25 protein-coding genes are annotated in these 26300 nt (G+C 70.2%); 17 read left to right on the forward strand and 8 right to left on the reverse strand.

All coding sequences use genetic code 11. The features are described from left to right. Positions 1 to 20 precede the first annotated feature (20 nt). Both ACFYW7_RS13720 and ACFYW7_RS13725 read right to left on the reverse strand, forming a co-directional pair. Positions 21 to 569: a DUF4232 domain-containing protein gene (locus ACFYW7_RS13720; protein ID WP_389501451.1), complete on the reverse strand. Its 549-nt coding sequence runs from the start codon at positions 567 to 569 to the stop codon at positions 21 to 23. Between the two features lie 105 nt (positions 570 to 674). Further along, positions 675 to 1202, reverse strand: coding sequence for a hypothetical protein (locus ACFYW7_RS13725; RefSeq protein WP_389501453.1), 528 nt, complete (start codon positions 1200 to 1202; stop codon positions 675 to 677). Between the two features lie 222 nt (positions 1203 to 1424). Here ACFYW7_RS13725 and ACFYW7_RS13730 point away from each other — a divergent pair, with 222 nt between their 5' ends. The 4 genes from ACFYW7_RS13730 to ACFYW7_RS13745 all read left to right on the forward strand — a co-directional run bounded on the left by ACFYW7_RS13730 (position 1425) and on the right by ACFYW7_RS13745 (position 3917). Then, complete coding sequence (locus tag ACFYW7_RS13730; RefSeq protein ID WP_389501455.1) at positions 1425 to 1811, forward strand: VOC family protein; 387 nt, start codon at positions 1425 to 1427, stop codon at positions 1809 to 1811. Positions 1812 to 2137: 326 nt separating this feature from the next. Continuing rightward, positions 2138 to 2473, forward strand: coding sequence for an ArsR/SmtB family transcription factor (locus ACFYW7_RS13735; RefSeq protein ID WP_389501457.1), 336 nt, complete (start codon positions 2138 to 2140; stop codon positions 2471 to 2473). A 455-nt stretch (positions 2474 to 2928) separates the two neighbouring features. Continuing rightward, the gene (locus ACFYW7_RS13740; protein ID WP_389501665.1) at positions 2929 to 3426 is read left to right on the forward strand and encodes an SRPBCC domain-containing protein; all 498 of its coding nucleotides are present in this window, start codon (positions 2929 to 2931) and stop codon (positions 3424 to 3426) included. Between the two features lie 206 nt (positions 3427 to 3632). Next, entirely contained in the window at positions 3633 to 3917 is a 285-nt protein-coding gene (locus ACFYW7_RS13745) for a DUF397 domain-containing protein (RefSeq protein WP_389501459.1), read from the forward strand. A gap of 221 nt (positions 3918 to 4138) precedes the next feature. Here the strand turns inward: ACFYW7_RS13745 and ACFYW7_RS13750 are convergent, their stop codons facing one another. Next, a complete protein-coding gene (locus ACFYW7_RS13750; protein WP_389501461.1) occupies positions 4139 to 4660 on the reverse strand; it encodes an ATP-binding protein in 522 nt (173 codons plus the stop codon). 337 nt (positions 4661 to 4997) lie between these two features. Between ACFYW7_RS13750 and ACFYW7_RS13755 the strand changes: the two genes are divergently transcribed. The 6 genes from ACFYW7_RS13755 (at position 4998) to ACFYW7_RS13780 (ending at position 10749) form a co-directional block, all read left to right on the forward strand. Then, positions 4998 to 5822, forward strand: coding sequence for a helix-turn-helix domain-containing protein (locus ACFYW7_RS13755; RefSeq protein WP_389501668.1), 825 nt, complete (start codon positions 4998 to 5000; stop codon positions 5820 to 5822). 136 nt (positions 5823 to 5958) lie between these two features. After that, positions 5959 to 7419, forward strand: coding sequence for an aldehyde dehydrogenase family protein (locus ACFYW7_RS13760; protein ID WP_389501463.1), 1461 nt, complete (start codon positions 5959 to 5961; stop codon positions 7417 to 7419). Between the two features lie 114 nt (positions 7420 to 7533). Next, entirely contained in the window at positions 7534 to 8082 is a 549-nt protein-coding gene (locus ACFYW7_RS13765; RefSeq protein ID WP_389501465.1) for a DinB family protein, read from the forward strand. A gap of 76 nt (positions 8083 to 8158) precedes the next feature. Further along, entirely contained in the window at positions 8159 to 8800 is a 642-nt protein-coding gene (locus ACFYW7_RS13770) for a PadR family transcriptional regulator (RefSeq protein ID WP_389501467.1), read from the forward strand. Between the two features lie 153 nt (positions 8801 to 8953). Continuing rightward, a complete protein-coding gene (locus tag ACFYW7_RS13775; RefSeq protein WP_389501468.1) occupies positions 8954 to 9907 on the forward strand; it encodes an ATP-binding cassette domain-containing protein in 954 nt (317 codons plus the stop codon). Between the two features lie 113 nt (positions 9908 to 10020). After that, positions 10021 to 10749 carry an ABC transporter permease gene (locus ACFYW7_RS13780; RefSeq protein ID WP_389501671.1) on the forward strand — a complete coding sequence of 243 codons (729 nt, stop codon included), beginning with the start codon at positions 10021 to 10023 and terminating at the stop codon, positions 10747 to 10749. A gap of 172 nt (positions 10750 to 10921) precedes the next feature. Here the strand turns inward: ACFYW7_RS13780 and ACFYW7_RS13785 are convergent, their stop codons facing one another. Both ACFYW7_RS13785 and ACFYW7_RS13790 read right to left on the reverse strand, forming a co-directional pair. Continuing rightward, positions 10922 to 12328: a glutamate decarboxylase gene (locus ACFYW7_RS13785; RefSeq protein ID WP_389501470.1), complete on the reverse strand. Its 1407-nt coding sequence runs from the start codon at positions 12326 to 12328 to the stop codon at positions 10922 to 10924. A 95-nt stretch (positions 12329 to 12423) separates the two neighbouring features. Further along, positions 12424 to 13710, reverse strand: coding sequence for an ion channel protein (locus tag ACFYW7_RS13790; RefSeq protein WP_389501472.1), 1287 nt, complete (start codon positions 13708 to 13710; stop codon positions 12424 to 12426). 129 nt (positions 13711 to 13839) lie between these two features. Between ACFYW7_RS13790 and ACFYW7_RS13795 the strand changes: the two genes are divergently transcribed. Continuing rightward, entirely contained in the window at positions 13840 to 14607 is a 768-nt protein-coding gene (locus ACFYW7_RS13795; RefSeq protein WP_389501474.1) for a MerR family transcriptional regulator, read from the forward strand. Between the two features lie 272 nt (positions 14608 to 14879). Here the strand turns inward: ACFYW7_RS13795 and ACFYW7_RS13800 are convergent, their stop codons facing one another. Beyond that, a complete protein-coding gene (locus ACFYW7_RS13800; RefSeq protein WP_389501476.1) occupies positions 14880 to 15245 on the reverse strand; it encodes a YbjQ family protein in 366 nt (121 codons plus the stop codon). Between the two features lie 141 nt (positions 15246 to 15386). Here ACFYW7_RS13800 and ACFYW7_RS13805 point away from each other — a divergent pair, with 141 nt between their 5' ends. Next, positions 15387 to 16526 (forward strand): DedA family protein, encoded by a 1140-nt coding sequence (locus ACFYW7_RS13805; RefSeq protein WP_389501478.1) that lies wholly within the window; start codon positions 15387 to 15389, stop codon positions 16524 to 16526. Between the two features lie 65 nt (positions 16527 to 16591). Here ACFYW7_RS13805 and ACFYW7_RS13810 read toward each other — a convergent pair whose 3' ends face one another. Both ACFYW7_RS13810 and ACFYW7_RS13815 read right to left on the reverse strand, forming a co-directional pair. Then, positions 16592 to 18250, reverse strand: coding sequence for a threonine/serine exporter ThrE family protein (locus ACFYW7_RS13810; protein ID WP_389501480.1), 1659 nt, complete (start codon positions 18248 to 18250; stop codon positions 16592 to 16594). 155 nt (positions 18251 to 18405) lie between these two features. Continuing rightward, positions 18406 to 18897, reverse strand: a complete 492-nt coding sequence (locus ACFYW7_RS13815) for an inorganic diphosphatase (protein WP_033321679.1) — start codon at positions 18895 to 18897, stop codon at positions 18406 to 18408. 79 nt (positions 18898 to 18976) lie between these two features. Between ACFYW7_RS13815 and dacB the strand changes: the two genes are divergently transcribed. From dacB to ftsH, 5 genes are all read left to right on the forward strand, one after another. Then, complete coding sequence (gene dacB, locus ACFYW7_RS13820) at positions 18977 to 20533, forward strand: D-alanyl-D-alanine carboxypeptidase/D-alanyl-D-alanine-endopeptidase (RefSeq protein ID WP_389501483.1); 1557 nt, start codon at positions 18977 to 18979, stop codon at positions 20531 to 20533. Between the two features lie 197 nt (positions 20534 to 20730). Further along, positions 20731 to 21879, forward strand: coding sequence for a zinc-dependent metalloprotease (locus ACFYW7_RS13825; RefSeq protein WP_389501485.1), 1149 nt, complete (start codon positions 20731 to 20733; stop codon positions 21877 to 21879). Positions 21880 to 22071: 192 nt separating this feature from the next. Further along, entirely contained in the window at positions 22072 to 23229 is a 1158-nt protein-coding gene (gene tilS / locus ACFYW7_RS13830; protein WP_389501488.1) for a tRNA lysidine(34) synthetase TilS, read from the forward strand. Positions 23230 to 23394: 165 nt separating this feature from the next. Beyond that, entirely contained in the window at positions 23395 to 23955 is a 561-nt protein-coding gene (gene hpt / locus ACFYW7_RS13835; protein ID WP_037625953.1) for a hypoxanthine phosphoribosyltransferase, read from the forward strand. Positions 23956 to 24155: 200 nt separating this feature from the next. Continuing rightward, entirely contained in the window at positions 24156 to 26186 is a 2031-nt protein-coding gene (gene ftsH, locus ACFYW7_RS13840) for an ATP-dependent zinc metalloprotease FtsH (RefSeq protein ID WP_389501492.1), read from the forward strand. Positions 26187 to 26300: the final 114 nt, after the last annotated feature.

Here is a 26300-nt window from a genome sequence, read left to right on the forward strand (position 1 = left end):
CGGGTGCCCGTCCGGCGGGGTCAGTCGCCCGCGTGCTGGTACGGCGTCACGGACGCGTTCAGCTCCTGGGCCGACCCCTTGCCCGCGATCGGGCCGTACGACCACGGGAAGCCCAGGGACACGTCGTCGCCCGGCAGGCCGATCGCCAGCTTCTTCGCGGCGAGGTCGTTCGCGGCGCCGGCCTCGCCGCGGACGTAGGTGATCGTGAAGGCCGCGGTCTCGCCCTTGGCGAGGGTCAGCGGCTGCGGCTGCGCGGACTCGTCCGCGGCGATGTCCGCGGTGGCCCCACCCGACCGCACGGAGAGGACGGGGAAGCCCTTCACGGTGCAGCGGGCGCCCTTGTTGGTGAGGGTGACCGGGATGTTGCCCGTGTCGCCGGCGGTCGTGGCGGCGTTCGCGGGGCCGACCTGGAAGCCGACGTCGTGGATCTCGCAGGCGGCGACGGCCGCCTTCTTCGGGGAGTCGGCGGGGTCGCCGGTCTTCCCGGAACCGCCGGAGCCGCCGTCGTCGCATGAGGTCAGGGCGAGAGCCGCCGCGAGGACGGTGACGGCGATGGGCAGAGCGCGCATGTGTTCCCCTGGGAATCGTGACGATGTGCATGGATCATCACGCACGCGGGTGCGTGGAGGTCGCGCACCCCCGGCCGTTCACCCGTCCCGGTGCGATATCGCCCGTCAGCCCTGGCTCGCGGTGGCCGCCTTGGTAGGCACCCTGGTGGGCAGTTTCCCGCCCTCGCTCTTGGTGTAGGTCTCCGTGCCGAGGTCGCCTTCCCAGGTGACCTTCAGCGTCGTACCGCTGACGGAGTCGACCATGCCGACGGCACGGCTCTTGCTGCCGTCCGGGCAGGTGAGGCGGATCATTCGCATGCTCGCCTTTTCGGACGAGGTGCCGCTGCACATGGTGCCGCCGGTCGCGAAGAGGCCCGCCTGCTTGCCGTTGATCATGAGGACCACGGCCTTGCCGCCCGCCGTGGTGAGCCAGCTGCCCTGGAGCTTGCCGCCCGACGACGTCTTTCCGGACCCGCCGCCCGTACCGGCGCCGTCCGTACCCGCGCTGTCCGTGGCGGACGCGCTCGGGCTCGCGGAGGGGGCGCCTGAGTCGTCGCCGCCGCTGCTGCAGCCGGTCAGCGCGAGCGCCGCCGCCAGGCTCACGGCCGCGGCCGCCGTGCTCGCCCGGCGGTGCGGGAAGGTCGCCGTAGTCACTGAAGCCCCCAAGGGTGGGATGGATGCGGGTCGCCCGAAGGCCCGCAGCAAGTTATCAGGAGTGCCCCGGGAAACCGGGTGGGAACCTCGCGTGCCTTTGCTCACGGAACTTCGACCGCTGTCGCCTGGCGTCGTCGGGGTTCGGCTCCGCCGCCCGGAACTAACGCGTAGGAGATTCCCTACGGTTGACGCGTAGGAAATCTCCTACCTATTCTGTGGTCCATGAACATCACCCACGCCTCCTTCGTCACGCTTCCCGTCGCCGACCAGGACAGGGCCCTGCGCTTCTACACGGAGACCCTCGGTTTCGAGGTCACCGCCGATGTGGAGATGCCGCCCGGCCGGTGGCTCCAGGTGGCACCCGCGGGGGCGCAGACCGTCTTCACGCTCTCGGGTCCGGGCATGGGGAGTTTCGCGCCCGGCGAGGCTCGGGGGATCATGTTGGTCACGACCGATGTCGACGCCGACTGCGGGCGGCTCGCCGCCGCGGGTGTCGTGGTGGAAGGTCCCGACGACCTTCCCTGGGGCCGCATGGCCTCGTTCCGCGACCTGGACGGCAACGGTCTGATGCTGATCACGGAGCGGGCCCTGGAGCCGGCCCCGGAGTAGGAGTGAAGGGTGCTGAGCGCGCCATGACTGTGAGCCGGCCCGGGGCACGGACGGGTACCGGGGCCGACCGCGGACCGCACGACGGGTCCGCGCCCGGGCCTGCCCCCGACCCTGCCTCCGCCTCCGGTCGGGCGTCTGCCCTCGGCTCGGCGTCTGCCCCGGACCAGGAGCCTGTCCCCGGCTCGGCGCCTGCTTCCGCCTCCACCATTGGCGGCCCCGTCCGTGCGGCCGCGGCGGTCACGGCCGCGGTCTCCGTCGGTGATCCGGTCGGGGCTCTCCGGCCGCCCGGGACTTCCGCCGCCTTCTCCTCCACCGCGACCCCTGCCATGGAGCGTGAGGACCGGATATTCGCCGCGCTCGCCAACGCCACCCGGCGTGAGGTGCTCCGGCTGCTGCGGGAGCGGGGACCTCAGCCGGTCCAGGCCCTGGCCGACCACTTCGCCATGCGGCGCCCCAGCCTCTCGGAACACCTCAAGGTGCTCCGGGAGGCCGGACTCGTGTCCGAGGAGCGCGCGGGCCGACAGCGCATCTACCGCCTGGAAGCGGCCCCGCTGGCCGATGTGCAGGACTGGCTCCACCCGTACGAGCGGTTCTGGCGCGACAGGCTGAAGGGGTTGGGCGCTCTCCTGGACCGCATGCCCGACGATGCCGGGACGACCTGAACCGGGACGACCTGAACCGGGACGTGACACGGGGCCTGAGTCGGGACCCTGAACGGGGACTCTGGGGCGGGACCTGAACGGTGGTCTGAGCCAGGGCCGTGGACCGGGCCACCGGGCGGGACGCGAACCCGAACGCGGCCATGGGCAGGGCGTCGAACCACGGCACGTACCCGTAGAGCTGGACCGGGACCCGGCTGCGGACCCGCCCCTCCCCTGCTACGGGCCTGACCCGCCCGGGCTACGGACATGACTCCTCGGCCACGACCCGACTCCCGGGTCACGGACCTGCTCCCCCCGGCCACGGACCGCACCAAGCCACGGGCCAAGAGGTGAACCCAGACATGAACTCCGACATGCCCCCAGACCCGAACCCGAACCCAGACATGACCCCGAACCCGGACCCAGACATGACCCCGAACCCGGACCCAGACATGACCCCGAACCCGGACCCAGACATGACCCCGGACCCGGACCCGGGCACGCGCCCAGGCCCGACCCCCGTTCCCGAGGACGACCTCACGACCATCCGCGTCGACCAGTTCTTTCCGCATCCGCCGGGCAAGGTGTGGCGCGCGCTCACCGAGCCCGGGCTGCTCGCGCAGTGGCAGATGCCGGGGTCCGAGGACTTCCGCCTCGAGGTCGGTCACCGCTACACGCTCACCGCGGTCCCGCGCCCCGGTACGAACTTCTCCGGCACCGTCGACGTGCGCGTTCTCGCCTACGAGCGGGAGCGGATGCTGAGCGTCCGGTGGGCCGACGCGCACGCCCCGCGTCCCGCGGACTGGACCATTACCTGGACACTGGAACAGGAAGGGCGCGGTACGCGTCTGTTCCTAGTACACGAGGGATTCGATCCGGACGATCCCGCACAGATGATGGCGCGGAAGATCATGAACGGGGGCTGGAGTTCGCATGTGATGCGAGCTCTGGGGAATGCGCTGGACCGGATGTAGCTCGTTCCGCACTCCGGTGAAAACGCAGGCCGTAGTCGTGTGAGCGACAGCCGGTAGTCAAGCGCCGGTAAAAGCTGTAACCGCAGGACCACCCCGCGTGCACGTGCATCTGCCCATGCATCTGCACATGAACAGAGCTATGATCCGAGTCAGTTGACTACTGCATCTATGGCCACCTCAGCCACTGCACGACCGGGGAGTGACCTGTGGACCACGACGTGTTCGACGTGGATGACGTGTACGACGGCGGGGCTGAAGACGTGTACAACGGAATGGCCGCGACCGAGCTGAACGGCGTGGCCTGGCAGAAGAGCCGGCACAGCAACTCGCAAGGTTCCTGTGTGGAGTTCGCGCGACTGCCCGGCGGCGATGTGGCCGTGCGGAACTCGCGGTTCCCCGAGGGTCCCGCGCTCGTCTACACCCGCGCCGAGATCGAGGCGATGCTGCTGGGCATCAAGGACGGCGAGTTCGATCACCTGGTCGTGGGCTGACCGCCGTGATGACGGGCCGGTCCGAGGGGATCGTGTGCGGCGGGCCGACCGCGGGAGTGCCGGAGGAGACATCGGCGGGAGTGCCTACGGCCGAGTCGGTGAGTAAATCGGCGAGCACGGCGACAAGTGCCGGTAGGCGGGTCGGCGGAAACCGAGGGTAATCGTCGCTCGGCGTTCGGTGACGCGCGTAGAACCGCGGCGCGAAAAAGCGCCGCGGTTCGTCACGCGTCGGCGGGGAGCGTGGTCGGCGGTTGCGGCCCCAGCCGGAACAGCGCCCAGACCACCTTGCCGCTCAGTGTTCCCGCGAGCGGGTGCCAGCCCCAGCCGTCGGAGAACGAGTCGACCAGGAAGAGGCCGCGCCCCGACTCGGCCGAGGAGTCCTCCGAGTCGCCGGCCACCGGGCTGTCGTGGCTGGGGTCGCGCACCGCGCACACCAGTCGTGAGGTCCACCGCATCAAGTGCAGCCGTACGGGCGGCCCTTGATCGTCCCTGCGGGGGGTGTCCGAGGGCAGTGCGTGCCGCAGGGCGTTGGTGACGAGTTCGGAGACCACCAGGCAGACGTCGTCGAAACGGTCGCCGATCTCCCACTGGTCCAACGTCCCACGGGTGAACTGCCGGGCCTCGCGCACCGCTTCGTAACGGGCGGGCAGGGCGCACGAGGCGGCGCCGGACACTGCCGCGGGGTCGAGAGGCGGAAGCCCCTGCCGTAAGGGTTCGAGCATGGTCGATCCATTCGTCCCCATGCGAGGCACTCCCGGGTGTTCGCGGTCGTTGCGATGCAGCGGTGGCGCGGGGACCATGGTTCCGAATGCGTACGGCAGATGCAAGGGCAGATGCACGTGCACGTGCCCGAATTGGACCTTAGTTTCCTACTTCTAGCTCATTTCTTCTGGCACCTTATTCTCGGTTGTTGACGCCGCACTGACTTTTCCCGTGCGGTTCCTTTGGCTACTTTCCGTTTCCGTAATCGCACGAGTACTGCTTGAAGTGTTTTAGTGGCAGACTTCGGCGTCTGGAAGACGGTTGGGGAGGCGGACGAACGTGAGCGCTGGTGAGTCGAGCGGCTCGGTGGTGCGGCGCATGCTGCTGGGGTCGCATCTACGGCGCCTGCGTGAGGCGCGTGGCATCACCCGCGAAGCGGCCGGCTACTCGATCCGCGCCTCCGAATCGAAGATCAGCCGCATGGAGTTGGGAAGGGTGAGCTTCAAGACGCGCGACGTCGAGGACCTGCTGACGCTCTACGGCATCAACGACGAGGCCGAGCGCACCTCCCTGGTCTCGCTCGCCAAAGAGGCCAACGTCGCGGGCTGGTGGCACAGTTACTCCGACGTCCTGCCCAGCTGGTTCCCGACCTACGTCGGCCTCGAAGGCGCGGCCCACCTGATCCGGGTGTACGAAGTGCAGTTCGTGCACGGCCTGTTGCAGACCGAGGCGTACGCCCAGGCGGTCGTCCGGCGCGGGATGAAGGGCGCCTCCGCCGCCGACGTCGACCGGCGTGTGGCCCTGCGCCTGGAGCGCCAGAAGTACCTCGTCTCCGAGAGCGCCCCCGAGTTCCACATCATCCTCGACGAGGCCGCGCTGCGCCGCCCGTACGGCGACCGCGAGGTGATGCGCGGACAGCTCCAGCACCTGATCGAGGTCTCGGAGATGCCCAACGTGCGTCTTCAGGTCATGCCGTTCAGCTTCGGCGGGCACTCCGGGGAGAGCGGATCCTTCACGATCCTGAGCTTCCCGGAGTCCGATCTGTCGGACGTCGTCTATCTGGAGCAGCTCACCAGCGCGCTCTACCTGGACAAGCGCGAGGACGTCACCCAGTACGAGAGCGCGCTCAAGCAACTTCAGCAGGACAGCCCGGGGCCGTCCGAGAGCCGCGACCTGCTGCGAGGGCTGCTCCAGCTCTCCTGACAGTCCTTCAGCGCCGTCGTCGTTCTCTTCAACTCCCTTGAAACACAAGTACGATGACGCGTGATCAGACCGTGATCGGATGTCTGCTGACCCGGGCCAGGAGTCTGCCTCGGCAGCACAGGGATTGAGGGAGCACATGTCGTCCTACTTCACCGACCTGGCCCAGCAGTACATCGACGGCGAGTGGCGCCCGGGAACGGGCTCCTGGGACATCATCGACTTCAACCCGTACGACGGCGAGAAGCTGGCGTCGATCACGATAGCCACGGCCGACGAGGTCGACGACGCCTACCGCGCCGCCGAGCGCGCCCAGAAGAAGTGGGGCGCGACCAACGCGTACGCGCGGCGCGCGGTCTTCGAGAAGGCGCTCGCCGTCATCGACGAGCGTGAGGCGGAGATCGCCGAGGTGATCATCGCCGAGCTCGGCGGCACCCGCCTCAAGGCGGCCTTCGAGATGCACCTCGTCCGCGAGTTCCTGCGTGAGTCGATCCAGCTGGCGCTGCGCCCCGAGGGGAAGATCATCCCCTCGCCGGTCGACGGCAAGGAGAACCGCCTCTACCGCGTGCCGGTGGGTGTCGTGGGGGTCATCAGCCCCTTCAACTTCCCCTTCCTGCTGTCGGTCAAGTCCGTCGCGCCGGCCCTCGCGCTCGGCAACGCCGTGGTCCTCAAGCCGCACCAGAACACCCCGATCGCCGGCGGTTCCCTGGTCGCCAAGATCTTCGAGGACGCGGGCCTGCCCGGCGGGCTCCTGAACGTCGTCATCACCGACATCGCCGAGATCGGTGACGCCTTCATCGAGCACCCGGTCCCGAAGGTCATCTCCTTCACCGGCTCCGACAAGGTCGGCCGGCACGTCGCCACGGTCTGCGCCGCGAACTTCAAGCGGTCGGTGCTCGAACTGGGCGGCAACAGCGCCCTGGTGGTCCTGGAGGACGCGGACATCGACTACGCGGTCGACGCGGCGGTCTTCAGCCGGTATGTCCACCAGGGCCAGGTCTGCATGGCCGCGAACCGCGTCCTCGTGGACCGGTCGATCGAGGCGGAGTTCACCGAGAAGTTCGTCGCCAAGGTCAGGACGCTGAAGACCGGCGACCCGAGCGACCCGCTGACGGTCATCGGCCCGGTCATCAACTCCTCGCAGGCCGACGCCCTTTCGAGTGTCGTCGAGCAGGCGATCGCGGAGGGCGGCACCGCCCTGCTGCACGGCTCGACCACCGACAATCTGGTCGAGCCCTCCGTGCTGACCGGCGTCCCCGCCGACTCGGACCTGCTCCGGCAGGAGATCTTCGGCCCCGTCGTCTTCCTCGTCCCGTTCGACGGCGAGGAGGAGGCGGTCCGGATCGCCAACGACACCCCGTACGGCCTCTCGGGTGCCGTGCACACGGCCGACATCGAGCGCGGCGTGAACTTCGCCAAGCAGATCGACACCGGCATGTTCCACGTCAACGACGGCACGGTCCACGACGAGCCCCTCGTCCCCTTCGGCGGTGAGAAGCACTCGGGCATCGGCCGCCTGAACGGCGAGACGACGGTCGACGCCTTCACCACGACGAAGTGGATCTCGGTGCAGCACGGGCGGAGCCGCTTCCCCTTCTGACACGCCTTCGCGTGATCGTTCAGCGTGCCCGGACCCTTGCGGACAGAAACCGACCGCAAGGGTCCGTAGCGTCATCGGTGTCAGGCGAGTGGACCCGATGAAGGGCGGCCGGTCATGGTCACACATGTGCGAGCGGAAGAGCGGGGCGACGAGCGCGGGGCGTTGCTCGCCTTCGTCGAGGAGCAGCGCGGCGGCATCCGCCGGGCGCTGCTCGGGCTGAGCGAGGAGCAGGCGGCGAGCAGGCCGAGCGCCAGCGAACTCTCCCTCGGCGGGCTGCTCAAGCATGTGGCCGAGGTCGAACAGGGCTGGATCGCGCGGGCGAGGGGCGAACAGCCCGCGGTGAAGCGCGACGAGTCGAACTGGCACGAGTGCTTCGTCCTCACCGACGGCGAGACGGTCGCCTCGCAGCTCGCGTACTACGAGAAGGTCGCCGCCGAGACCGAGGCGTTCCTGCGGTCGGTGCCGAGCCTCGACGACACGTTCGCGCTGCCGAACGACCCCTGGTTCCCGCCGGACGCCCGGGTCTCGATGCGCTGGGTGGCCCTGCACCTGATCCGCGAGACGGCCCGGCACGCCGGGCACGCCGACATCATCCGCGAGTCCCTGGACGGCAAAACCGCCTTCGAACTGGTGGCGGCGGAACAGGGCACGTCCTGGAGCTGACCGGGATCGCCCCGGTTCGCGCCGCCTCCGAAGCGCGCCCTGGGGGGCCCGGATCCGCACCCTCTAGGCTGGGCGGATGTCAGCGATCCGTCTCCTCGTGCTCGGCGCGGTCCGCCAGCACGGGCGGGCCCACGGCTATCAGGTGCGCAACGACCTGGAGTACTGGGGCGCGCACGAGTGGTCCAACGCCAAGCCCGGCTCGATCTACCACGCGCTCAAGCAGATGGCCAAACAGGGCCTGCTGCACGCCCACGAGATCGCGCCGTCCACGGCCGGCGGACCTCCGCGCACCGAGTACGAGATCACGGACAAGGGCACCGAGGAGTTCCTCGCGCTGCTGCGCGAGTCCCTGACGTCGTACGACCAGAAGATGGACGTCCGGTCGGCGGGGATCGGCTTCATCGTCGATCTGCCGAGGGACGAGGCGGTGGCGCTCCTGAAGGAGCGGATCCGCGGGATCGAGGCGTGGCGGGCCGCCGTGACCGAGCACTACGTGCCCGAGGACGGCCCCGCGCAGCTCGGTCACATCGGCGAGATCATGAACCTCTGGGTCCACGCGGCCGATGCCGACGCCGCCTGGACCCGGGGCCTGATCGCCCGGGTCGAGGGCGGCGCGTACACCTTCGCCGGGGAGGGCGAGCCGTTCGTCGGGGTCCTCGGCGAGGGCGAGGAGAACCCGTTCGCGACGGAGGAGCGGCGCCCCGGGGGCGTGCGCTGAGCAGTGGGCCCGCGCCTCGGCTCATCGCGTTCGGGACTCATCAAGTTTGACTAATGCCCCGGCCGGGCATACCGTCGTCGACGTGAGAGTAGTCAAACTTGATTACTTGCTCAGAGGGTGGACCGGGGAACGGCCCGGAGCAGAGGGAGTCGCATGACCGAGACGATCGTCGTCGAAGGCGTACGCAAGCGATACGGGGACAAGCGCGCACTGGACGGACTGGACCTGCTGGTGGGGAGCGGCACGGTGCACGGGGTGCTCGGCCCCAACGGCGCGGGCAAGACGACGCTGGTCCGGGTCCTGTCCACCCTGCTGCGGCCGGACGGCGGCCGGGTGGAGGTCGCCGGACACGACGTGGTGCGGGAGGCCCGCCGGGTGCGGTCGCGCATCGGACTGCTCGGCCAGCACGCCGCGCTCGACGAGGAACTCGGCGGCCGGCAGAACCTGGAGATGTTCGGGCGGCTCCACCACCTGGGGGCCCGCGCCGCGCGGGCGCGGGCCGACGAGCTCCTGGAGCGCTTCGGCCTCGCCGACACCGGCCGCAAGGCGGTCCGCTCCTACAGCGGAGGCATGCGCCGCCGCCTGGATCTGGCCGCGTCCCTCATCACCGACCCCGCGGTGCTGTTCCTGGACGAGCCGACGACCGGGCTCGACCCGCGCGGCCGGGCGGAGGTGTGGGCGGCGGTGCGCTCACTGGCCGACGGCGGTACGACCGTGCTCCTCACCACGCAGTACCTGGAGGAGGCCGACCAGCTCGCCGACCGCATCTCGGTCGTCGAGCGCGGACGCGTCATCGCGGACGGCACGGCGGACGAACTCAAGTCCCGGACGGGCGGCGACCGTATCGACGTGGTGCTCCGTGACGCGGGCCTGCTGAGCGCCGCCGTGGCCCTGCTGCCGTTCGCCGGGGAGAGCGTCTCGGTCGACGCCGACCGCCGCCTGCTGAGTGCCCCGGTCAGCGACCGCATGGCGGCCCTCGCCGCGGTCGTACGCGCCCTGGAGGAGGCCGGGATCGAGGCGGAGGACATCGCGCTGCGACGCCCGACGCTGGACGAGGTGTTCCTGCACCTCACCGGGGACGAGCACCGACTGAAGGAGACCGTGTGAGCACGACGTACGACGCCACCCGCGAAGGGAACCGGGGAATCCGTCGGCAGGGGGGATCTCCGCCGTCGCGGGAGGTCCGTGGGGGAACCCGCCTGCTCTCCGACTGCTGGACCATGACCCGCCGCGAGCTCGCCCACTGGGCACGGCAACCGGTCCAGGTGGCGGTCGGCCTGGTGTTCCCCGTGATGCTGCTCCTGATGTTCGGCTATCTGGTCGGCGGCGGGCGGGGCGTCGACGGCGCCTATGTCGACTACCTGGTGCCGGGCATGCTCGCCCTGACCATGGCCTTCGGCCTGGAAGGCACGATGCTGGCCGTCACCCGGGACCTCGACAAGGGCGTCATCGACCGTTTCCGCTCCCTGCCGATGGCCAACGGCGCCGTCCTGGTGGGCCGTTCGGTCGCCGACATGCTCCAGTCGGCCGTGGGCCTGGCCGTGCTGACGGGGGTCGGGTACGCGATCGGCTGGCGTCCCGACAGCACGCCCGGCGCGTTCCTGGGAGCGATGGGGCTGCTCCTGCTCTTCCGCTTCGCCATGCTGTGGATCGGCATCCATCTGGCGATGGTGGCCGGGAAACCGGAGCTGGTGCAGGCCGTGCAGATCCTGGTCTGGCCCGTCGGCTTCCTGTCCAACGCCTTCGCCGCCCCCGACTCCATGCCCGGCTGGCTGGGCACGGTGGTCGAGTGGAACCCGATGTCGCAGACCGCGACCGCCGTACGCGACCTGTTCGGCGGACCGGGCGGGGAGCCGGGCCACCTCGGGGCGGCGGTCGTCTGGCCCCTGGCCCTGCTCCTGGTCTTCTTCCCGCTGGCCGTACGGAGGTTCGCCCGCTTGAGCCGCTAGACGTGTTGACCCGCGGGGTTGTCGACGCGACTGAAGGGTGGCCGGCCGTTGAGTGCGGTGCCGGGCAGGCGAGGGCGCCCGCCCGGCACCGTCCGGCGCTCCTGATGCCACCCCGGGACGCGAGGTTCTGAGGGCATGGCGGGACGCGCCGCTTCGGTCCCCCCCCATGCCCTCAGTGGTGGAAGCTCGTCGCCGCGCCCTTGTCGTGGGTCGACGGGTGCGGCTGGCGCCGCAGTTCGGGCAGCAGCCGGCTCAGGTCCTCGATGAAGAGGTCGGCGAGGTCCGAGGAGAAGCCGTTGCGGCAGACCACGCGGAGGACGGACAGGTCCTGACGGTTCTCGGGGAACGTGTACGCGGGCAGCAGCCAGCCGCTCTCGCGCATTCTCCGGGACACGTCGAAGACGTCGTACGCCGTCACCTCGGGCGCTGTCGTGAAGGCGAACACCGGCAGCTCGTCGCCCCGGGTGATGAGCCGGAAGTCGCCCAGGCAGTCGACCCGTTCGGCGAGCGCGCGCGCCACGTCCCGGGTCGTCTGCTGCACGGCGCGGTAGCCTTCCCGGCCCAGGCGCAGGAAGGTGTAGTACTGCGCGACGACCTGCGCCCCGGGGCGGGAGAAGTTGAGCGCGAAGGTCGGCATGTCGCCGCCCAGGTAGTTCACCCGGAAGACCAGTTCCTCGGGCAGCTCGGCAGCGGTCCGCCACAGGGCCCAGCCGACACCCGGGTAGACCAGGCCGTACTTGTGCCCCGAGGTGTTGATCGACGACACCCTGGGCAGCCGGAAGTCCCAGACCAGGTCCTGGTCGACGAAGGGCGCGACCATCGCCCCGGAGGCGCCGTCGACATGGACCGGGATGTCCAGGCCGGTGCGCTCCTGGAGCCGGTCCAGCGCCGCGCACAGCTCCTCGATCGGTTCGTACGACCCGTCGAAGGTGGAGCCGAGGATGCCGACGACCCCGATGGTGTTCTCGTCGCACAGGTCGGCCGCCGCCTGGGGGTCGAGGTGGAACCGGTCGCCCTCCATGGGGACCTGACGGGCCTCGACCTCCCAGAAGTTGCAGAACTTCTCCCAGCACACCTGGACGTTCACGCCCATGACGAGGTTGGGCCGCGCGCCCGGATAGCGGTCCGCGTTGCGCTGCGCCCAGCGCCGCTTGAGCGCCATGCCGGCGAGCATGCACGCCTCGCTCGACCCGGTCGTCGAACAGCCCACGGCGGCGGCCGGATCCGGCGCGTTCCACAGGTCGGCGAGCATCGCCACACAGCGCCGCTCCAGTTCGGCCGTGCGGGGGTACTCGTCCTTGTCGATCATGTTCTTGTCCCGGCACTCCGCCATCAGGATCCCGGCCTGCGGTTCCATCCAGGTGGTCACGAAGGTGGCCAGGTTCAAGCGGGAGTTGCCGTCCAGCATGAGTTCGTCGTGGACCAGCTGGAGCGCCGTCGTGGGCGGAATCGGGCCGTCCGGGAGCCGGTGCTTCGGCGGCGCCTCGACCATGCCGCTGACCGGATCGGCTTCGCCGTAGAACGGGTTGACGGACCGAGGGTGGTCATCGGACGTCTGCTTGCCCTTGTGGAGCGGCATGGGATTCTCCCAACGGTTCGACGGGACGGGGTGTTTCCTCGGGTCGGCTGGGACGGGCTTCCTGATGGTTCATCGGACGAGGGCGCCCCGGCGGTTCACCGCATCGGGCTTCCGTCCTCGCGCAACTGCATCTGCGGCCCTCCCGTCACCAGCAGCCAGGCGGGCAGCGAGGCGATGCAGAGCAGGGAGATGATCGAGGGCGAGGAGACCAGGACGGCTGCCGTGAACAGGCTCAGCCAGCCCTGCCGGGTGATCGCGAGGAGCATGCCCAGCACACCGGTGGCCAGGCCCAGCGAGGCCGGGACCGAGGGCACGAGGGCGTGGGCGCAGAGCCCGAACGAGGCCCCGGCGAAGACGGCGGGGAAGATCCGGCCGCCCCGGAACCCGCAGGACGCCGCGACGACCAGCGCGGCCAGCTTCACCACGGCCATGAGCGCGAGCCGGCCCGCCGAGTAGTCGTCCGGGTGCCGGGCCAGCTCGGCGACCTGGTCGAGGCCCTTGAACAGCGTCAGCGGCCCGCCCAGGCAGCCCAGCAGACCGAGGACGAGCCCGCCGAGGGGCAGCGCCACCATCGGGTGGCGCAGGAACGAGAAGGCCTTGTGGGCGTAGGGGAAGAGGCGGACCGCGGCCATGCCGAGCACCGCGGCGGCCGAGGCGATCACCAGCGCGGAGAACACGTCGGCCCAGCCGGGGTCGCCCAGCGGCGGCAGATCGAGGTCGAAGCTCGGGTGGCCCACCAGCGACGTGGTCATCGAGCCCACCGCGGCCGCTGTCAGGGGAGGGAAGATGTTGTCCCACAGCAGGCCCCTCATCTGCCGTCCGGCCAGCGCCTCGGAGATGACCAGCGCCGCCGCGACCGGCGTACCGAACAGGGCGCCGATCGTTCCCGCCTCGGCCAGCGTCACCCACAGCTCGCCGGGCGCCCTGGGCGCGAACCTGCGGCCCGCCCAGAACGCCAGCGCGACGTTGACGGCGATGATCGGGTTCTCGGGGCCGAGGCTCGGACCGCCCGCCAGCATCAAAGCGGTCGCGACCAGCAGGCCGGGCAGGACGCGGAGGGCCATCGGCGCGGCCTGGAGTCCCAGGGTCGCCGGGTCGGGGCCCGCGTGCCCCGGTGCCTTCCACACCACGAGTCCGACCAGGACGCCGGTGGTGGTGAGCATGACGATCATCCAGAGGGACGAGAACCCGCCGATGCCGAGGGCGTTCGGCAGGTCCGTCCAGAGCACGTCCTTGAGCTGGTCGGCGAGCCTGCTCACACCGATGAAGATCAGGCTGACCACGGCGCCGACGAGCGCGGACGGGAGGAACAGCGGCAGCAGGGTCCGTGCGGGCGTCGCCCGGCTGAGGGCCGGCCCCGGGGGAGCCGCGTCGTGGGTCACGGGGTCACCTTAAGCACGCCAAACAGACATAACATCCCGAGATCGCTCCCGGAACCAGGGGCGCCGGACTTGCACCTCCCGTCACGTCAGGCCGCATCGTGAAGGGCGTACCGAGGAAGGAGCACGGAAGTGAGCTACTCAGTGGGCCAGGTCGCCGGATTCGCCGGAGTGACCGTGCGCACCCTGCACCACTACGACGAGATCGGTCTGCTCGCGCCCGGCGGACGCAGCCACGCGGGTCATCGGCGCTACGACGACACCGACCTCGACCGGCTGCAGCAGATCCTGTTCTACAGAGAGCTCGGCTTCCCGCTCGAAGAGGTCGCCGCCCTGCTCGACGACCCGGAAGCGGACCCGCGCGCGCATCTGCGCCGCCAGCACGAGCTGCTGACCGCCCGGATCGAGAAGCTGCAGAAGATGGCCGCGGCCGTGGAGCACGCCATGGAGGCACGCACGATGGGTATCAACCTCACGCCCGAGGAGAAGTTCGAGGTCTTCGGGGACAAGGACCCCGAGGAACACGCGCAGGAGGCCGAACGCCGCTGGGGCGGCACGGAGACGTACGCCGAGTCGCAGCGCCGCGCCGCCGGCTACACCAAGGACGACTGGAAGCGCATGAAGGCCGAGGTGGCCTCCTGGAGCGAGCGGTACGACGCCCTGATGGAGGCCGGGGAGCGGCCGGACGGTGAGCCGGCCATGGACATGGCCGAGGAGCACCGGCTGCACATCACCAAGTGGTTCTACACGTGCACGTACGAGATCCATCAGGGGCTCGGCGACATGTACGTGGGTGACGAGCGGTTCAAGGAGTTCTACGACTCCAGGCGGCCCGGGACGGCGGAGCACCTGAGGGACGCGATCGTGGCGAACGCCACCCGGCACTTCGCGGAGGCCTGACCCCCCGGCGGCGCCCGTGACGGGCGCCGGTCCGGCCGGGTCGGCCCACCCGTACGAGCGGGCGCGGCGGGGCCTTGCCCGCACGGCCGCCCACCGCCCGCGCCCGTCGGCACCGTCCGCCCGGACCCGCGCCCGTCAGCACCGGCGGTACGGACCCGTGTCCGTCGGTACCGGCGGACCTGGCTGGTGCCGGGGCCTGTGCGGCTGTGGGCGCGGGTGGGAGCGGCGGCGCCGGGCCTCCGGTCGTCGCGGACGCCCCGCACCGGCCCGCGTCACTCCTTCACGAGGACCACGGCCGTGCCGTACGCGCACACCTCCGTGCCCACGTCCGCGGCCTCCGACACGTCGAAGCGGAACATCAGCACGCCGTTGGCGCCCCGCGCGCGTGCCTGGTCGACGAGCCGTTGCATGGCCTGGTTGCGGGTCTCCACCAATGTCTTGGTGAGCCCCTTGAGCTCACCGCCGATCATCGACTTCAGACCCGCGCCGATCTGGCTTCCCAGATGGCGCGAGCGCACGGTGAGACCGAAGACCTCGCCGATGACCTCTTCCACGCGATGGCCGGGTACGTCGTTCGTCGTCACGACCAGGACGTCGGACTGGGGAACCTGACCGCCGCCGTATTCATCGATGCCCATGCCTCACAGCTTTGTCCCAGTCGTCGCACAGTGCATCCTGGAGTCACGGGTGGAACCTGGCGTTGACACATTGCGTTGATAGCTTTGGCCGGCCGTACAAGGACCGCCGTACCTCCCTTCACCCCTCAGGAGCCCGGAACCGTGACGACGCTCGCCCTCGGTCCAAGCTGGCTGGATCCGAACACGCTCCTGAACGACTTCGGCATCTGGGGCCTGCTGCTCATCGTCTTCGCCGAGTCGGGCCTGCTCATCGGCTTCTTCCTGCCGGGCGACTCGCTGCTGTTCACCTGCGGTCTGCTGATCGCCACGGACGCCATGGACTTCCCCCTGTGGGCGGCCATCCCGCTGATCTGTCTCGCCGCCGTCCTGGGCGACCAAGCGGGGTACGTCTTCGGCAAGAAGGTCGGGCCCTCGCTCTTCACCCGCCCGAACTCCCGCCTCTTCAAGCAGGAGAACGTGGTCAAGGCCCACGACTTCTTCGAGAAGTACGGCCCCAAGTCGCTGGTGCTGGCCCGCTTCGTGCCCGTGGTGCGCACGTTCACGCCGATCATCGCCGGCGTCAGCGGCATGAAGTACCGCCCGTTCCTCATCTTCAACGTGATCGGCGGCGTCCTGTGGGGCGCCGGTGTCACGCTGCTCGGTTCCTGGCTCGGCAAGATCGAGTTCGTGCACAAGAACATCGAGCTGATCCTGATCCTGATCGTGCTCGTCTCGGTGGTCCCGATCATGATCGAGTTCCTGCGCGCCCGTTCGGCGGCCAAGAAGAACCCGCCCCAGGAGCACGTCCAGGGTCGGCCCGCGGACGCCCGCGACCGAGCCGCCGCGCCCGTCATGGACGACGCGACCAGGCCGCTGCGCGTGCCGCCGGTCCACGGCACCCAGGATTCCTCGTACGGCCACCAGGGACACGGCCGGCCGTACGACGATCAGGGCCACGACGCGTCGTACGGGAACCAGGGGCACGACCCGTACGGGAACCAGGGCCAGGGATACGGCCATCAGGGCGACGGCTACCAGGGCCGGCAGCAGAACCAGCACCAGCAGCATCACCAGAACCAGTATCAGCAGCACCAGCAGCCGTACCAGCAGTCCTACGGCTCGGACCAGGCCTACGGCTTCGACCAGCAGTACGACCAGAGTGCCCAGCAGGGCTACGACCAGGGCGACCAGGGCCGGGCCTACCCGCCGCAGCAGCAGTCCCGGCAGCAGCCCCAGGGGAACCCGCAGCAGCAGTACGGCTCGCCGCAGTACCCCTACGGCCAGGGGCCCGCGCAGAACTGACGCCCGCGCCGCCCGGCCGCCCGCCCCGTGCGGGCAGCCGCGCGGGGCCGCGAGCGCGGCCGGCCTCAGAACCCGCGTGTCCGCTTGGCTGCCCGCCGGCCCCCGGCGGATCCGCCCGGCAGGCGCAGGAAGAGCCGGGAGATCTCCGACCCCAGGTTCACCCCGATCGCGATGGCCATGGCGAGGGCCGCCGCCTTGGTGAGCGACACCAGCCCCTTGTCGACCTCGTTCTGGGCGATCGACAGCAGTCCGAAGTAGGTCGCCGAACCGGGCAGCAGGGGACCGATCGCGGCCGTCGTGTACGGCAGCGCGGAAGCGAACCGGTAGCGCGAGAGCAGCTGCCCGAAGAGGCCCACCAGGCCCGCGGCGACGGCCGTGGAGGCCACCGGCGAGAGGCCGCCCGCGTAGTGCATCGCCCCGTACACCGACCAGGCCACGCCTCCGTTGAGGGTCACCGCCAGGACGGTGGACCGTTCCTGCTGGAGCAGGATCGCGAAGGTGAGCGACAGCAGCATGGACGCGGCGATCTGGAGCAGCGGCCGCTCGGAGAGGCTCAGCCCCGCGTCAGGATTGAGCTGCGCGCCCAGCTTCACGCCGAAGTAGAGCACCAGCAGGACACCGACGACGATGCCCACGAAGAAGTACATGACTTCGAGCAGTCGTGCGGACGCGGTGATGTAGAAGCCGGTCAGCCCGTCCTGCACCCCCGCGACGAGCGCGCGGCCCGGCAGCAGCGCGAACAGCCCACCGGTGATCACGGCGGAGGCGTTCACGTCGACGTGCGCCAGGGTGAGCGCGATCCCGATCGCGGCGGGCGGCATCGCGGCCACCGTGAACTGGTAGAACTCCGGCAGTCCGCGGCCCGCGCACAGCCACGCGAACCGGTCGCCCAGCATCGCGCCGAGCGCGGCCGCGACGAACACGATCGCGTCACCGCCGACGAGCACGGAGGCTGCCCCGGCGAGCAGCCCCCCGGAGGCGGTCAGCACCCAGCCGGGGTACGGGTGCCGGTTGCGCCGCATCTCCGCGAGCCGCCTGTAGGCGTCCTCCAGGGAGATCACGGTCTGCGGGTCGCTCAGATCGTCGACGAGCCGGTAGACGGCCGCCAGGCGCGTGTAGTCGGTGCCCCGGCGGCGCACCGTCCGTGACGCCGTCACCGGGTCGTCGACCAGGGACGGCTGGTGCGAGATGGACAGCAGGGTGAAGGTGACGTTCGGCTCGCAGCGGTCGAGGCCGTACGAGCGGGAGACGGCGAACATGGCGGTCTCCACGTCCTCGGCGCCCTCACCGCCCGCGAGCAGCAGTTCGCCGATGCGCAGGGTCAGGTCGAGCACGCGCGGGACGGCGGGCCCCGACTCGTCCTCCTTGTGCACGGATTCGGGCGCGGGCCGCTCGGTCACCGGCATGCGCAGCATCGTGCGCATCCGGTCCTGCCACGGCGCGTCCTTGGTCAGGCTGACCACCGGGACGCCGGTCGCCGGGGTGAAGGCGGGCGGGGCGTGCTTGGCGCTGTACGTGTGCGGGGTGCTGAACGCGGAGCCCTCCGGTCCGGGCCCTTGCGGCTGCGGGGCGTCGAGCCCCGCGGGGAGCGCGAACTCCGACGTGGTCGACGACTCCTCGTCGGCCGCCGCCGGTCCCGGCGCCGCCAGACCGGCGGGCGGGCTGAAAGCACTCCTCGCCTCGTCCGACTGCGGCTTGCGGTCTTCCGCCTCCGGGTCCGCCACCAACTCCAGCCTCACCTGTCGCGTACGTGTGGTTCTCCTACTTGCCTTCCGTACGCCTCAGTATGCGTACGGATACACGAACGGGCCGCGTGGCCCCCAGGGGGATCACGCGGCCCGTTCGGAAGAGGGGGAGGTCATCGACCACCCGAGGGAGGTCAGTGACCGCCCGTCTCCTTGAAGCGCTTGTAGGAACGCTCGATCTCGGCCTCGGCGTCCGTGCGGCCGACCCAGTTGGCGCCCTCGACGGACTTGCCCGGCTCCAGGTCCTTGTAGACCTCGAAGAAGTGCTGGATCTCCAGGCGGTCGAACTCCGACACGTGGTGGATGTCGCGCAGGTGCTCCACCCGCGGGTCGTGCGCCGGGACGCACAGCAGCTTGTCGTCGCCGCCGGCCTCGTCCGTCATACGGAACATGCCGATGGTGCGGCACTGGATGAGGCAACCCGGGAAGGTCGGCTCGTCCAGGATGACCAGCGCGTCCAGCGGGTCGCCGTCCTCGCCGAGGGTGTTCTCGACGAAGCCGTAGTCGGCCGGGTAGCTGGTCGAGGTGAAGAGTCGACGGTCCAGACGGATCCGACCGGTCTCGTGGTCCACCTCGTACTTGTTCCGTGAACCCTTCGGAATCTCGATCGTGACGTCGAACTCCACCGGTGGCTCCTCCATGATCAACACATAGTTCTGGTGGTTAAGTGTCCCTCACGCAGGTGGGTGATCGCGAAAGGGGCTGGTGGTCGTGCCAGAGCTGAGGGCTTGGCGGGCCGCGAGACCGCATGTGGTGCGGGTCGCGCGGACGGTGGAACCGCATGTGGCGCGGGTCACCCAAGCCTTGCGGCCGCGTGCCGTGCGGTTCACGACACCGCAGGTCACGGCGCTCGCGACCACCGTGGGCCTGGCCGTCGCGGCCGGGGCGGTGGCCGTGGCCGGTCCCTGGGACTCCACCGGCCAGCGTACGGCCGAGCGCGACTGGGCCGCATCGCGGGAACCGGAGGGTGGCGCAGATCACGCACGTAAATCCGGTACGTCCAGAACGTCACCCAGGGCCGCCCCCAGCGCCGCCTCCGTGCTGGCCGGACTCGGCGGCTCGGCCCCCGACGCGCCCACCCCCGCCGGGAAGGCCCTCGCCCGGGTCCTGGACCCGCTGCTCGCCAACCCCGTCCTCGGCGCGCGGCGCACCGCCGTCGTGGTCGACGTGGCGACCGGCGAGCGGCTCTACGGCACGGGAGCCGACCAGGTCCAGACCCCGGCCTCCACCACGAAGATCGTCACGGCCGTCGCCGCCCTCACGGCGCCGGGCCCCGACCACCGCATCCGGACGCGCACGGTCCTGGAACCGGGCACCAAGGAGGTCGTGCTCGTCGGCGGCGGCGATCCGACGCTGACCGCCCGCAAGCCGACGGACGGCTGGGCGGACCTGGGCACCCTGGCCGACAGGACGGCAGCCGCCCTGAAGGAACGTCACATGGACCACGTGACGCTCTCCTACGACGTCTCGCTGTACGCCGGCCCCGACGTTCACCCCATCGGGGTCAACGAGAACATCGCCAAGGTCACCGCCCTGATGGTCGACGAGGGCCGTTCGGACGATTCGACGAGCGGCCCGGCCGGACGTGCCCCGGACCCGGCCGCGGCCGCCGCGCGGAAGTTCGCGGACCTGCTCCACGACCGCGGCATCAAGACGACCTCGCCCGGCCTCTCGAAGGCCACGAGCCGCTCGCAGGCCCTCGCCTCCGTCTCCTCGCCGCCGCTGTCCGCCCTGGTCGAGCGGATGCTGACCAACAGTGACAACGACATCGCGGAGGCCCTGGCCCGCCAGGTCGCCCTCGCCACCGGCGAGGAACCCAGCTTCGACGGCGACGCGAAGGCGATCCGCGCGCAGCTGAAGAAGCTCGGACTCCCGCTGTCCGGGGCGCGGTTCGCGGACGGCAGCGGTCTGAACCGCGCCGACAAGCTCTCCGCCGGGCTGCTCGCCGCCCTGCTGGCCAAGGCCGGGGACCCCGACCGGCCCGAGCTCCGTCCGGTCCTCACCGGCCTGCCCGTGGCCGGTTTCACCGGCACCCTCAGCACCCGTTACGCCGACGCGCCCACGGCCACCGGTGTCGTGCGCGCCAAGACCGGCACGCTCACCGGCGTCAACACCCTCGCCGGCACGGTCGTCGACAAGGACGGCCGCCTGCTGGCCTTCGCCTTCCTGACCTCCGACGAGGCCCAGCCCCCGAACCCCTCGGAAGCGCGGGCCGCGTTGGACCACACGGCGACGGCCCTGGCGGCGTGCGGCTGCCGGTAGCCGGTGGCCCGTGGCCGTGCCACGGGAGGCGAGACAGGGCCGACGGGGCCGGAACGGAAGGGCCGGGCGACGCGGGAGGCCGGGCAACTCGGCCCGACCCGCCCCGTGAACACCAGGAGCACCACCCGTCCCACAGCCGGGGGCGCGCGGCGCCGTACCCCTAACCGCAGCCGGACCCGCTCACGTACGGTTGACGCATGACGAGCATCGGTGGTGCTGCATCTACTGGGATGGTCGACTGGAATCTCGCGGTGGCGACCGCGACCCGGCTCGTGCGGCCGGGCCCCGAGGTGAGCCGTGACGAGGCCCGGGCCATCGTCGCGGAGCTGCGCCGGCACGCCAAGGCCTCGGAGGAACACGTCCGGGGCTTCACGCGGATGGGTGACGACGTCATCCACGACACCCCCGTCCTCGTCGTCGACCGTCCCGGCTGGGTCAGGGCGAACGTCGCCGGGTTCCGGGAGATCCTCAAGCCCCTCCTGGGAAAGATGGAGGAACGGCGCGGGAACTCCCCGGGCGGCGTCATGCTCGGCGCGGTCGGTGGCAAGGTCACCGGCGTCGAACTGGGCATGCTGCTGTCGTTCCTGTCCTCGAGGGTGCTCGGGCAGTACGAGACGTTCGCCCCCGCGACCCGGGACCTGCCCGCCGGCGGCCCCGTCGGCTCGGGCAACGGAGGCGGCAGGCTCCTGCTGGTCGCCCCGAACATCGTGCACGTGGAGCGCGAACTCGACGTCAGGCCCCACGACTTCCGCCTGTGGGTGTGTCTCCACGAGGAGACGCACCGCACCCAGTTCACGGCCGTGCCCTGGCTGCGGGACCACCTGGAGGGTGAAATCCAGTCGTTCCTGGCGGAGACCGATGTCGACCCCATGACCGTCCTGGAACGCGTCAGGGAGGCCGCCCAGTCGCTCGCCGGCTCGCGCCCCGACACGGAGGAGGACGACGGCGGCCGTTCCCTCGTGGAAATCGTGCAGACGCCCGCCCAGCGGGAGATCCTCGGCAGGCTCACCGCCGTCATGTCGCTCCTGGAGGGACACGCCGACTTCGTGATGGACGGCGTCGGGCCCGCCGTCGTCCCCTCCGTGGCCGAGATCCGGGAGAAGTTCCAGCAGCGCCGCGCCAAGGGCGCGTCCCGCCTGGACCTGGCTCTGCGCAAGCTCCTCGGACTGGACGCCAAACTCCGGCAGTACCGGGACGGCGAGCGGTTCGTGCGCGCGGTCGTCGACGAGGTCGGCATGGACGGCTTCAACCGTGTGTGGACTTCTCCGAACACGCTCCCGACCAAGGCGGAGATCGCCAAACCGGCGGACTGGGTCGCGCGGGTGCACCGCAAGGCAGAGTCGTGAACCATACGGGACGGTCGTGAAGCGAATCCGGCCGATGGCAGGCAAACGCCCCTCCAATCACCCGTCCGAGGGACCGTGGGGCATGGGTAGGCGTGCAATGCTCGGGGAACGCCCCGGTTCTGTCACCATCGTCACACTCTGAGTGACCGATCCCGGGCTAACCCCCCGAAAACTTCATGAAGGGAACCGGACATGGGTCCCCATCCTGCGGTCGCGGCGATACGCCTGGCGGTCCGCCGCGTACTCCACGACATCCTCACCGAGCAACCACCCACCCCCGATACCCGGCGTACGCCCGCACGCGGTGCCGCGCGCCCCCGCACACCCGACGCGGAACGCGTACCCGCGCCCGGAACGCGACGCACCGTGCCCGTGCCCGTCAGGGCCGCGCACGAGGAGTCCGCGGGCTCCCTGCCGCGACCGGGCGGCGACGCGCCGGCGCCGCTCGTGCTCGTCGCGTGCTCCGGCGGCGCCGACTCCATGGCGCTCGCCTCCGCCCTCGCCTTCGAAGCCCCCAAACTCGGCATCCGGGCCGGCGGCGTCACCGTCGACCACGGCCTGCAGCCCGGTTCCGGCCTGCGCGCCGACGAGGTCGTGCTGCGCCTCACCGACCTGGGGCTGGCCCCGGCCGAGTCCGTCGCCGTCACCGTGGGCCGCGAGGGAGGCCCCGAGGCGGCCGCCCGCGACGCCCGGTACGCCGCCCTGGACTCCGCCGCCGAGCGCCACGGCGCCACCGCGGTCCTCCTCGGGCACACCCGCGACGACCAGGCCGAGACCGTCCTGCTCGGACTCGCCCGCGGCTCCGGCATCCGCTCCCTGTCCGGCATGGCCGCGGTCTCGGGGGCCGACGGCCGGTACCGCCGTCCCTTCCTGCACCTGGACCGGCAGACCGCCCGCAAGGCGTGCATGGTCCAGTCGCTGCCCGTCTGGGACGACCCGCACAACGCCGATCCGGCCTACACGCGCTCCCGGCTCCGCCACGAGGGCCTGCCGGCCCTGGAGAAGGCGCTCGGCAAGGGAGTCGTCGAGGCGCTCGCCCGTACGGCCCAGCTCTCCCGGGACGATGCCGACGCCCTCGACGCGTGGGCCAGCCAGGCGGAGGCGTCCGTACGTGACGCGGCCGGCCTTCTGGAGTGCGCCAAGCTCTACGCCCTGCCACCCGCCGTACGCCGCCGGATCCTGCGCCGCGCGGCCATCGAGGCGGGTGCTCCGGCAGGATCGCTGTTCGCCCGTCACATCGAGGAGATCGACCGGCTGATCACCGGATGGCGTGGTCAGGGGGCCATCAATCTCCCGGGCAAGGTCGTCGCGCAGCGGCAGGGTGGCAGACTGGTGATTCGGCAAGGCTGAAACCGGACCGTCGACCGGGGCCGCTCAGGCGGCCTCCCCGGACCCCCACCATCGGGTCACGGGCGGTCCGGACGGCCGCGCGGGAGAGCCGAAGGGGACCGTCGCCGGTTACATGGCGCCCTGTAGGTGACGAGCCCAAAAAAGTGGGACGGACGACCGAAAGTGATGCGGGTGGACGCGAAAGACATGGGCACCGACCTCAAGTCGGTGCTCATCACCAAGGAAGAGATCGACGCGAAGCTGGCCGAGCTGGCCGCGAAGATCGACGCGGAGTACGCGGGCAAGGACCTGCTGATCGTCGGAGTGCTCAAGGGCGCCGTGATGGTCATGGCGGACCTCGCGCGTGCGCTGTCCACCCCCGTCACCATGGACTGGATGGCCGTGTCGTCGTACGGCGCGGGCACCCAGTCGTCCGGCGTGGTGCGGATCCTCAAGGACCTCGACACCGACATCAAGGGCAAGCACGTCCTGATCGTCGAGGACATCATCGACTCCGGACTGACCCTGTCCTGGCTGATCTCCAACCTCGGCTCCCGCGAGCCCGCTTCGCTCAAGGTGTGCACCCTGCTGCGCAAGCCGGACGCGGCCAAGGTCGCGATCGACGTGGAGTGGGTCGGCTTCGACATCCCGAACGAGTTCGTCATCGGGTACGGCCTGGACTACGCCGAGAAGTACCGCAACCTCCCGTTCGTCGGTACGCTCGCGCCGCACGTCTACGGCGGCTGAGCGCCCTCTTCCTGAGGGCGGCTCAGTCCCGGTAGGACGTACGGGAACCCCAGCGGGTTCCGCGCCGTTGGAGCATGCGTGGACGGGATTACCGGCAGTCCCCTGCGGCTTCGGGTGACAATGCTGGGGTACCGTCCGAAGAACAGTCTTTATCAATCTCACTATGGCTAGGAGGGACGGGGCGACACCGCTCCGTATGGATGGACGTGAAGCGATACTTCCGTGGGCCGGTCATGTGGATCGTGCTGGCCGTCCTTGCCGTGGTCGTGTTGATGCAGGTCGTCGGTTCGTCCGGCGGCTACAAGACGGTGGACACCGGCCAGGTCGTCCAGGCGATCAATGAGAACAAGGTCGAGTCGGCCAAGATCACCACTGGCGACGAGCAAGTCATCAAGATCTCGCTGAAGGACGGCGAGAAGAAGATCGACGGCAGCTCGAAGCTCCAGGCGAGCTACATCGGTGACCAGGGCGTCGCCCTGGCCAGCACACTCCAGAACAAGTACGAGAACAAGCAGATCCCGGACGGCTACACGGTTTCGCCGTCCAAGCAGAACCCCTTCGTGGGCATCCTGCTGTCCCTGCTGCCCTTCGTCCTCATCGTCGTCGTGTTCCTGTTCCTGATGAATCAGATGCAGGGCGGCGGCTCCCGGGTCATGAACTTCGGGAAGTCCAAGGCGAAGCTCATCACCAAGGACACCCCGAAGACGACGTTCGCGGACGTCGCGGGCTCGGACGAGGCCGTCGAGGAGCTCCACGAGATCAAGGAGTTCCTCCAGGAGCCGGCGAAGTTCCAGGCCGTCGGCGCGAAGATCCCCAAGGGCGTTCTGCTCTACGGACCTCCTGGTACCGGTAAGACGCTGCTCGCACGCGCCGTCGCGGGTGAGGCCGGCGTTCCCTTCTACTCGATCTCGGGTTCCGACTTCGTCGAGATGTTCGTCGGTGTCGGTGCCTCCCGAGTCCGTGACCTGTTCGAGCAGGCCAAGGCGAACGCCCCGGCGATCGTCTTCGTCGACGAGATCGACGCGGTCGGCCGCCATCGCGGTGCCGGCCTCGGCGGCGGTCACGACGAGCGCGAGCAGACGCTCAACCAGCTGCTCGTCGAGATGGACGGCTTCGACGTGAAGGGCGGCGTCATCCTGATCGCCGCCACCAACCGGCCCGACATCCTCGACCCGGCCCTCCTGCGCCCCGGCCGGTTCGACCGTCAGATCGCGGTCGACCGCCCGGACATGCAGGGCCGTCTGGAGATCCTCAAGGTTCACCAGAAGGGCAAGCCGGTCGCTCCGGACGTCGATCTGTCCGCGGTGGCGCGTCGGACCCCGGGCTTCACGGGTGCCGACCTGTCGAACGTGCTGAACGAAGCGGCGCTGCTCACCGCGCGCAGCAACCAGAAGCTCATCGACAACTCCATGCTGGACGAGGCGATCGACCGTGTGGTCGCGGGCCCGCAGAAGCGGACCCGGATCATGTCGGACAAGGAGAAGAAGATCACCGCGTACCACGAGGGCGGACACGCCCTGGTCGCGGCGGCTTCCCCGAACTCCGACCCGGTCCACAAGATCACGATCCTGTCGCGCGGCCGTGCCCTCGGCTACACGATGGTCCTGCCGGACGAGGACAGGTACTCGACCACGCGCAACGAGATGCTGGACCAGCTCGCGTACATGCTGGGCGGTCGCGCGGCCGAGGAGCTCGTCTTCCACGACCCGACCACGGGCGCGGCGAACGACATCGAGAAGGCCACGGCCACCGCTCGTTCGATGGTCACGCAGTACGGCATGACCGAGCGTCTCGGCGCGATCAAGTTCGGCGGCGACAACACCGAGCCCTTCCTGGGCCGGGAGATGTCGCACCCGCGCGACTACTCGGAAGAGGTCGCCGCGCTCGTCGACGAAGAGGTCAAGAAGCTCATCGAGAACGCTCACAACGAGGCCTGGGAAATCCTGGTCGAGAACCGTGACGTCCTCGACGCGCTGGTGCTCCAGCTGCTGGAGAAGGAGACGCTGAGCAAGGAGCAGATCGCCGAGGTCTTCGCTCCCATCGTGAAGCGCCCGGCCCGCCCCGCGTGGACCGGCTCCTCCCGTCGTACGCCGTCCACCCGTCCGCCGGTGCTCTCCCCCAAGGAGCTGTCGCTGACGAACGGTGCGAACGGCTCGGCGGCGGCCATCGTCTCCGCGACGGAGTCCGTCCCGGCGACGGAGACGGCTCCGGAGGACCGCACCGAGAGCTGACACCCGGCTCCCGGGGCCCCTCACCAGGCCCGGAATGGATGCCGCGCCCCCCAGGTTCTAGCCTGGGGGGCGCGGCATTTTCGTGTGCCCGCACCTTTTGGACGCGTCGAGGCA

The organism is Streptomyces sp. NPDC002580, assembly GCF_042889485.1.
Lineage (GTDB): Bacteria > Actinomycetota > Actinomycetes > Streptomycetales > Streptomycetaceae > Streptomyces.

Excerpts from the sequence above, each read along its gene's own strand:
- ACFYW7_RS13720 (WP_389501451.1), bottom strand. The coding sequence starts at position 569 with ATGCGCGCTCTGCCCATCGCCGTCACCGTCCTCGCGGCGGCTCTCGCC.
- ACFYW7_RS13730 (WP_389501455.1), top strand. The coding sequence starts at position 1,425 with ATGAACATCACCCACGCCTCCTTCGTCACGCTTCCCGTCGCCGACCAG.
- ACFYW7_RS13735 (WP_389501457.1), top strand. The coding sequence starts at position 2,138 with ATGGAGCGTGAGGACCGGATATTCGCCGCGCTCGCCAACGCCACCCGG.
- ACFYW7_RS13740 (WP_389501665.1), top strand. The coding sequence starts at position 2,929 with ATGACCCCGGACCCGGACCCGGGCACGCGCCCAGGCCCGACCCCCGTT.
- ACFYW7_RS13750 (WP_389501461.1), bottom strand. The coding sequence starts at position 4,660 with ATGGGGACGAATGGATCGACCATGCTCGAACCCTTACGGCAGGGGCTT.
- ACFYW7_RS13755 (WP_389501668.1), top strand. The coding sequence starts at position 4,998 with ATGCTGCTGGGGTCGCATCTACGGCGCCTGCGTGAGGCGCGTGGCATC.
- ACFYW7_RS13760 (WP_389501463.1), top strand. The coding sequence starts at position 5,959 with ATGTCGTCCTACTTCACCGACCTGGCCCAGCAGTACATCGACGGCGAG.
- ACFYW7_RS13765 (WP_389501465.1), top strand. The coding sequence starts at position 7,534 with ATGGTCACACATGTGCGAGCGGAAGAGCGGGGCGACGAGCGCGGGGCG.
- ACFYW7_RS13770 (WP_389501467.1), top strand. The coding sequence starts at position 8,159 with ATGTCAGCGATCCGTCTCCTCGTGCTCGGCGCGGTCCGCCAGCACGGG.
- ACFYW7_RS13775 (WP_389501468.1), top strand. The coding sequence starts at position 8,954 with ATGACCGAGACGATCGTCGTCGAAGGCGTACGCAAGCGATACGGGGAC.
- ACFYW7_RS13780 (WP_389501671.1), top strand. The coding sequence starts at position 10,021 with ATGACCCGCCGCGAGCTCGCCCACTGGGCACGGCAACCGGTCCAGGTG.
- ACFYW7_RS13785 (WP_389501470.1), bottom strand. The coding sequence starts at position 12,328 with ATGCCGCTCCACAAGGGCAAGCAGACGTCCGATGACCACCCTCGGTCC.
- ACFYW7_RS13800 (WP_389501476.1), bottom strand. The coding sequence starts at position 15,245 with ATGGGCATCGATGAATACGGCGGCGGTCAGGTTCCCCAGTCCGACGTC.
- ACFYW7_RS13825 (WP_389501485.1), top strand. The coding sequence starts at position 20,731 with ATGACGAGCATCGGTGGTGCTGCATCTACTGGGATGGTCGACTGGAAT.
- tilS (WP_389501488.1), top strand. The coding sequence starts at position 22,072 with ATGGGTCCCCATCCTGCGGTCGCGGCGATACGCCTGGCGGTCCGCCGC.
- hpt (WP_037625953.1), top strand. The coding sequence starts at position 23,395 with ATGCGGGTGGACGCGAAAGACATGGGCACCGACCTCAAGTCGGTGCTC.
- ftsH (WP_389501492.1), top strand. The coding sequence starts at position 24,156 with ATGGACGTGAAGCGATACTTCCGTGGGCCGGTCATGTGGATCGTGCTG.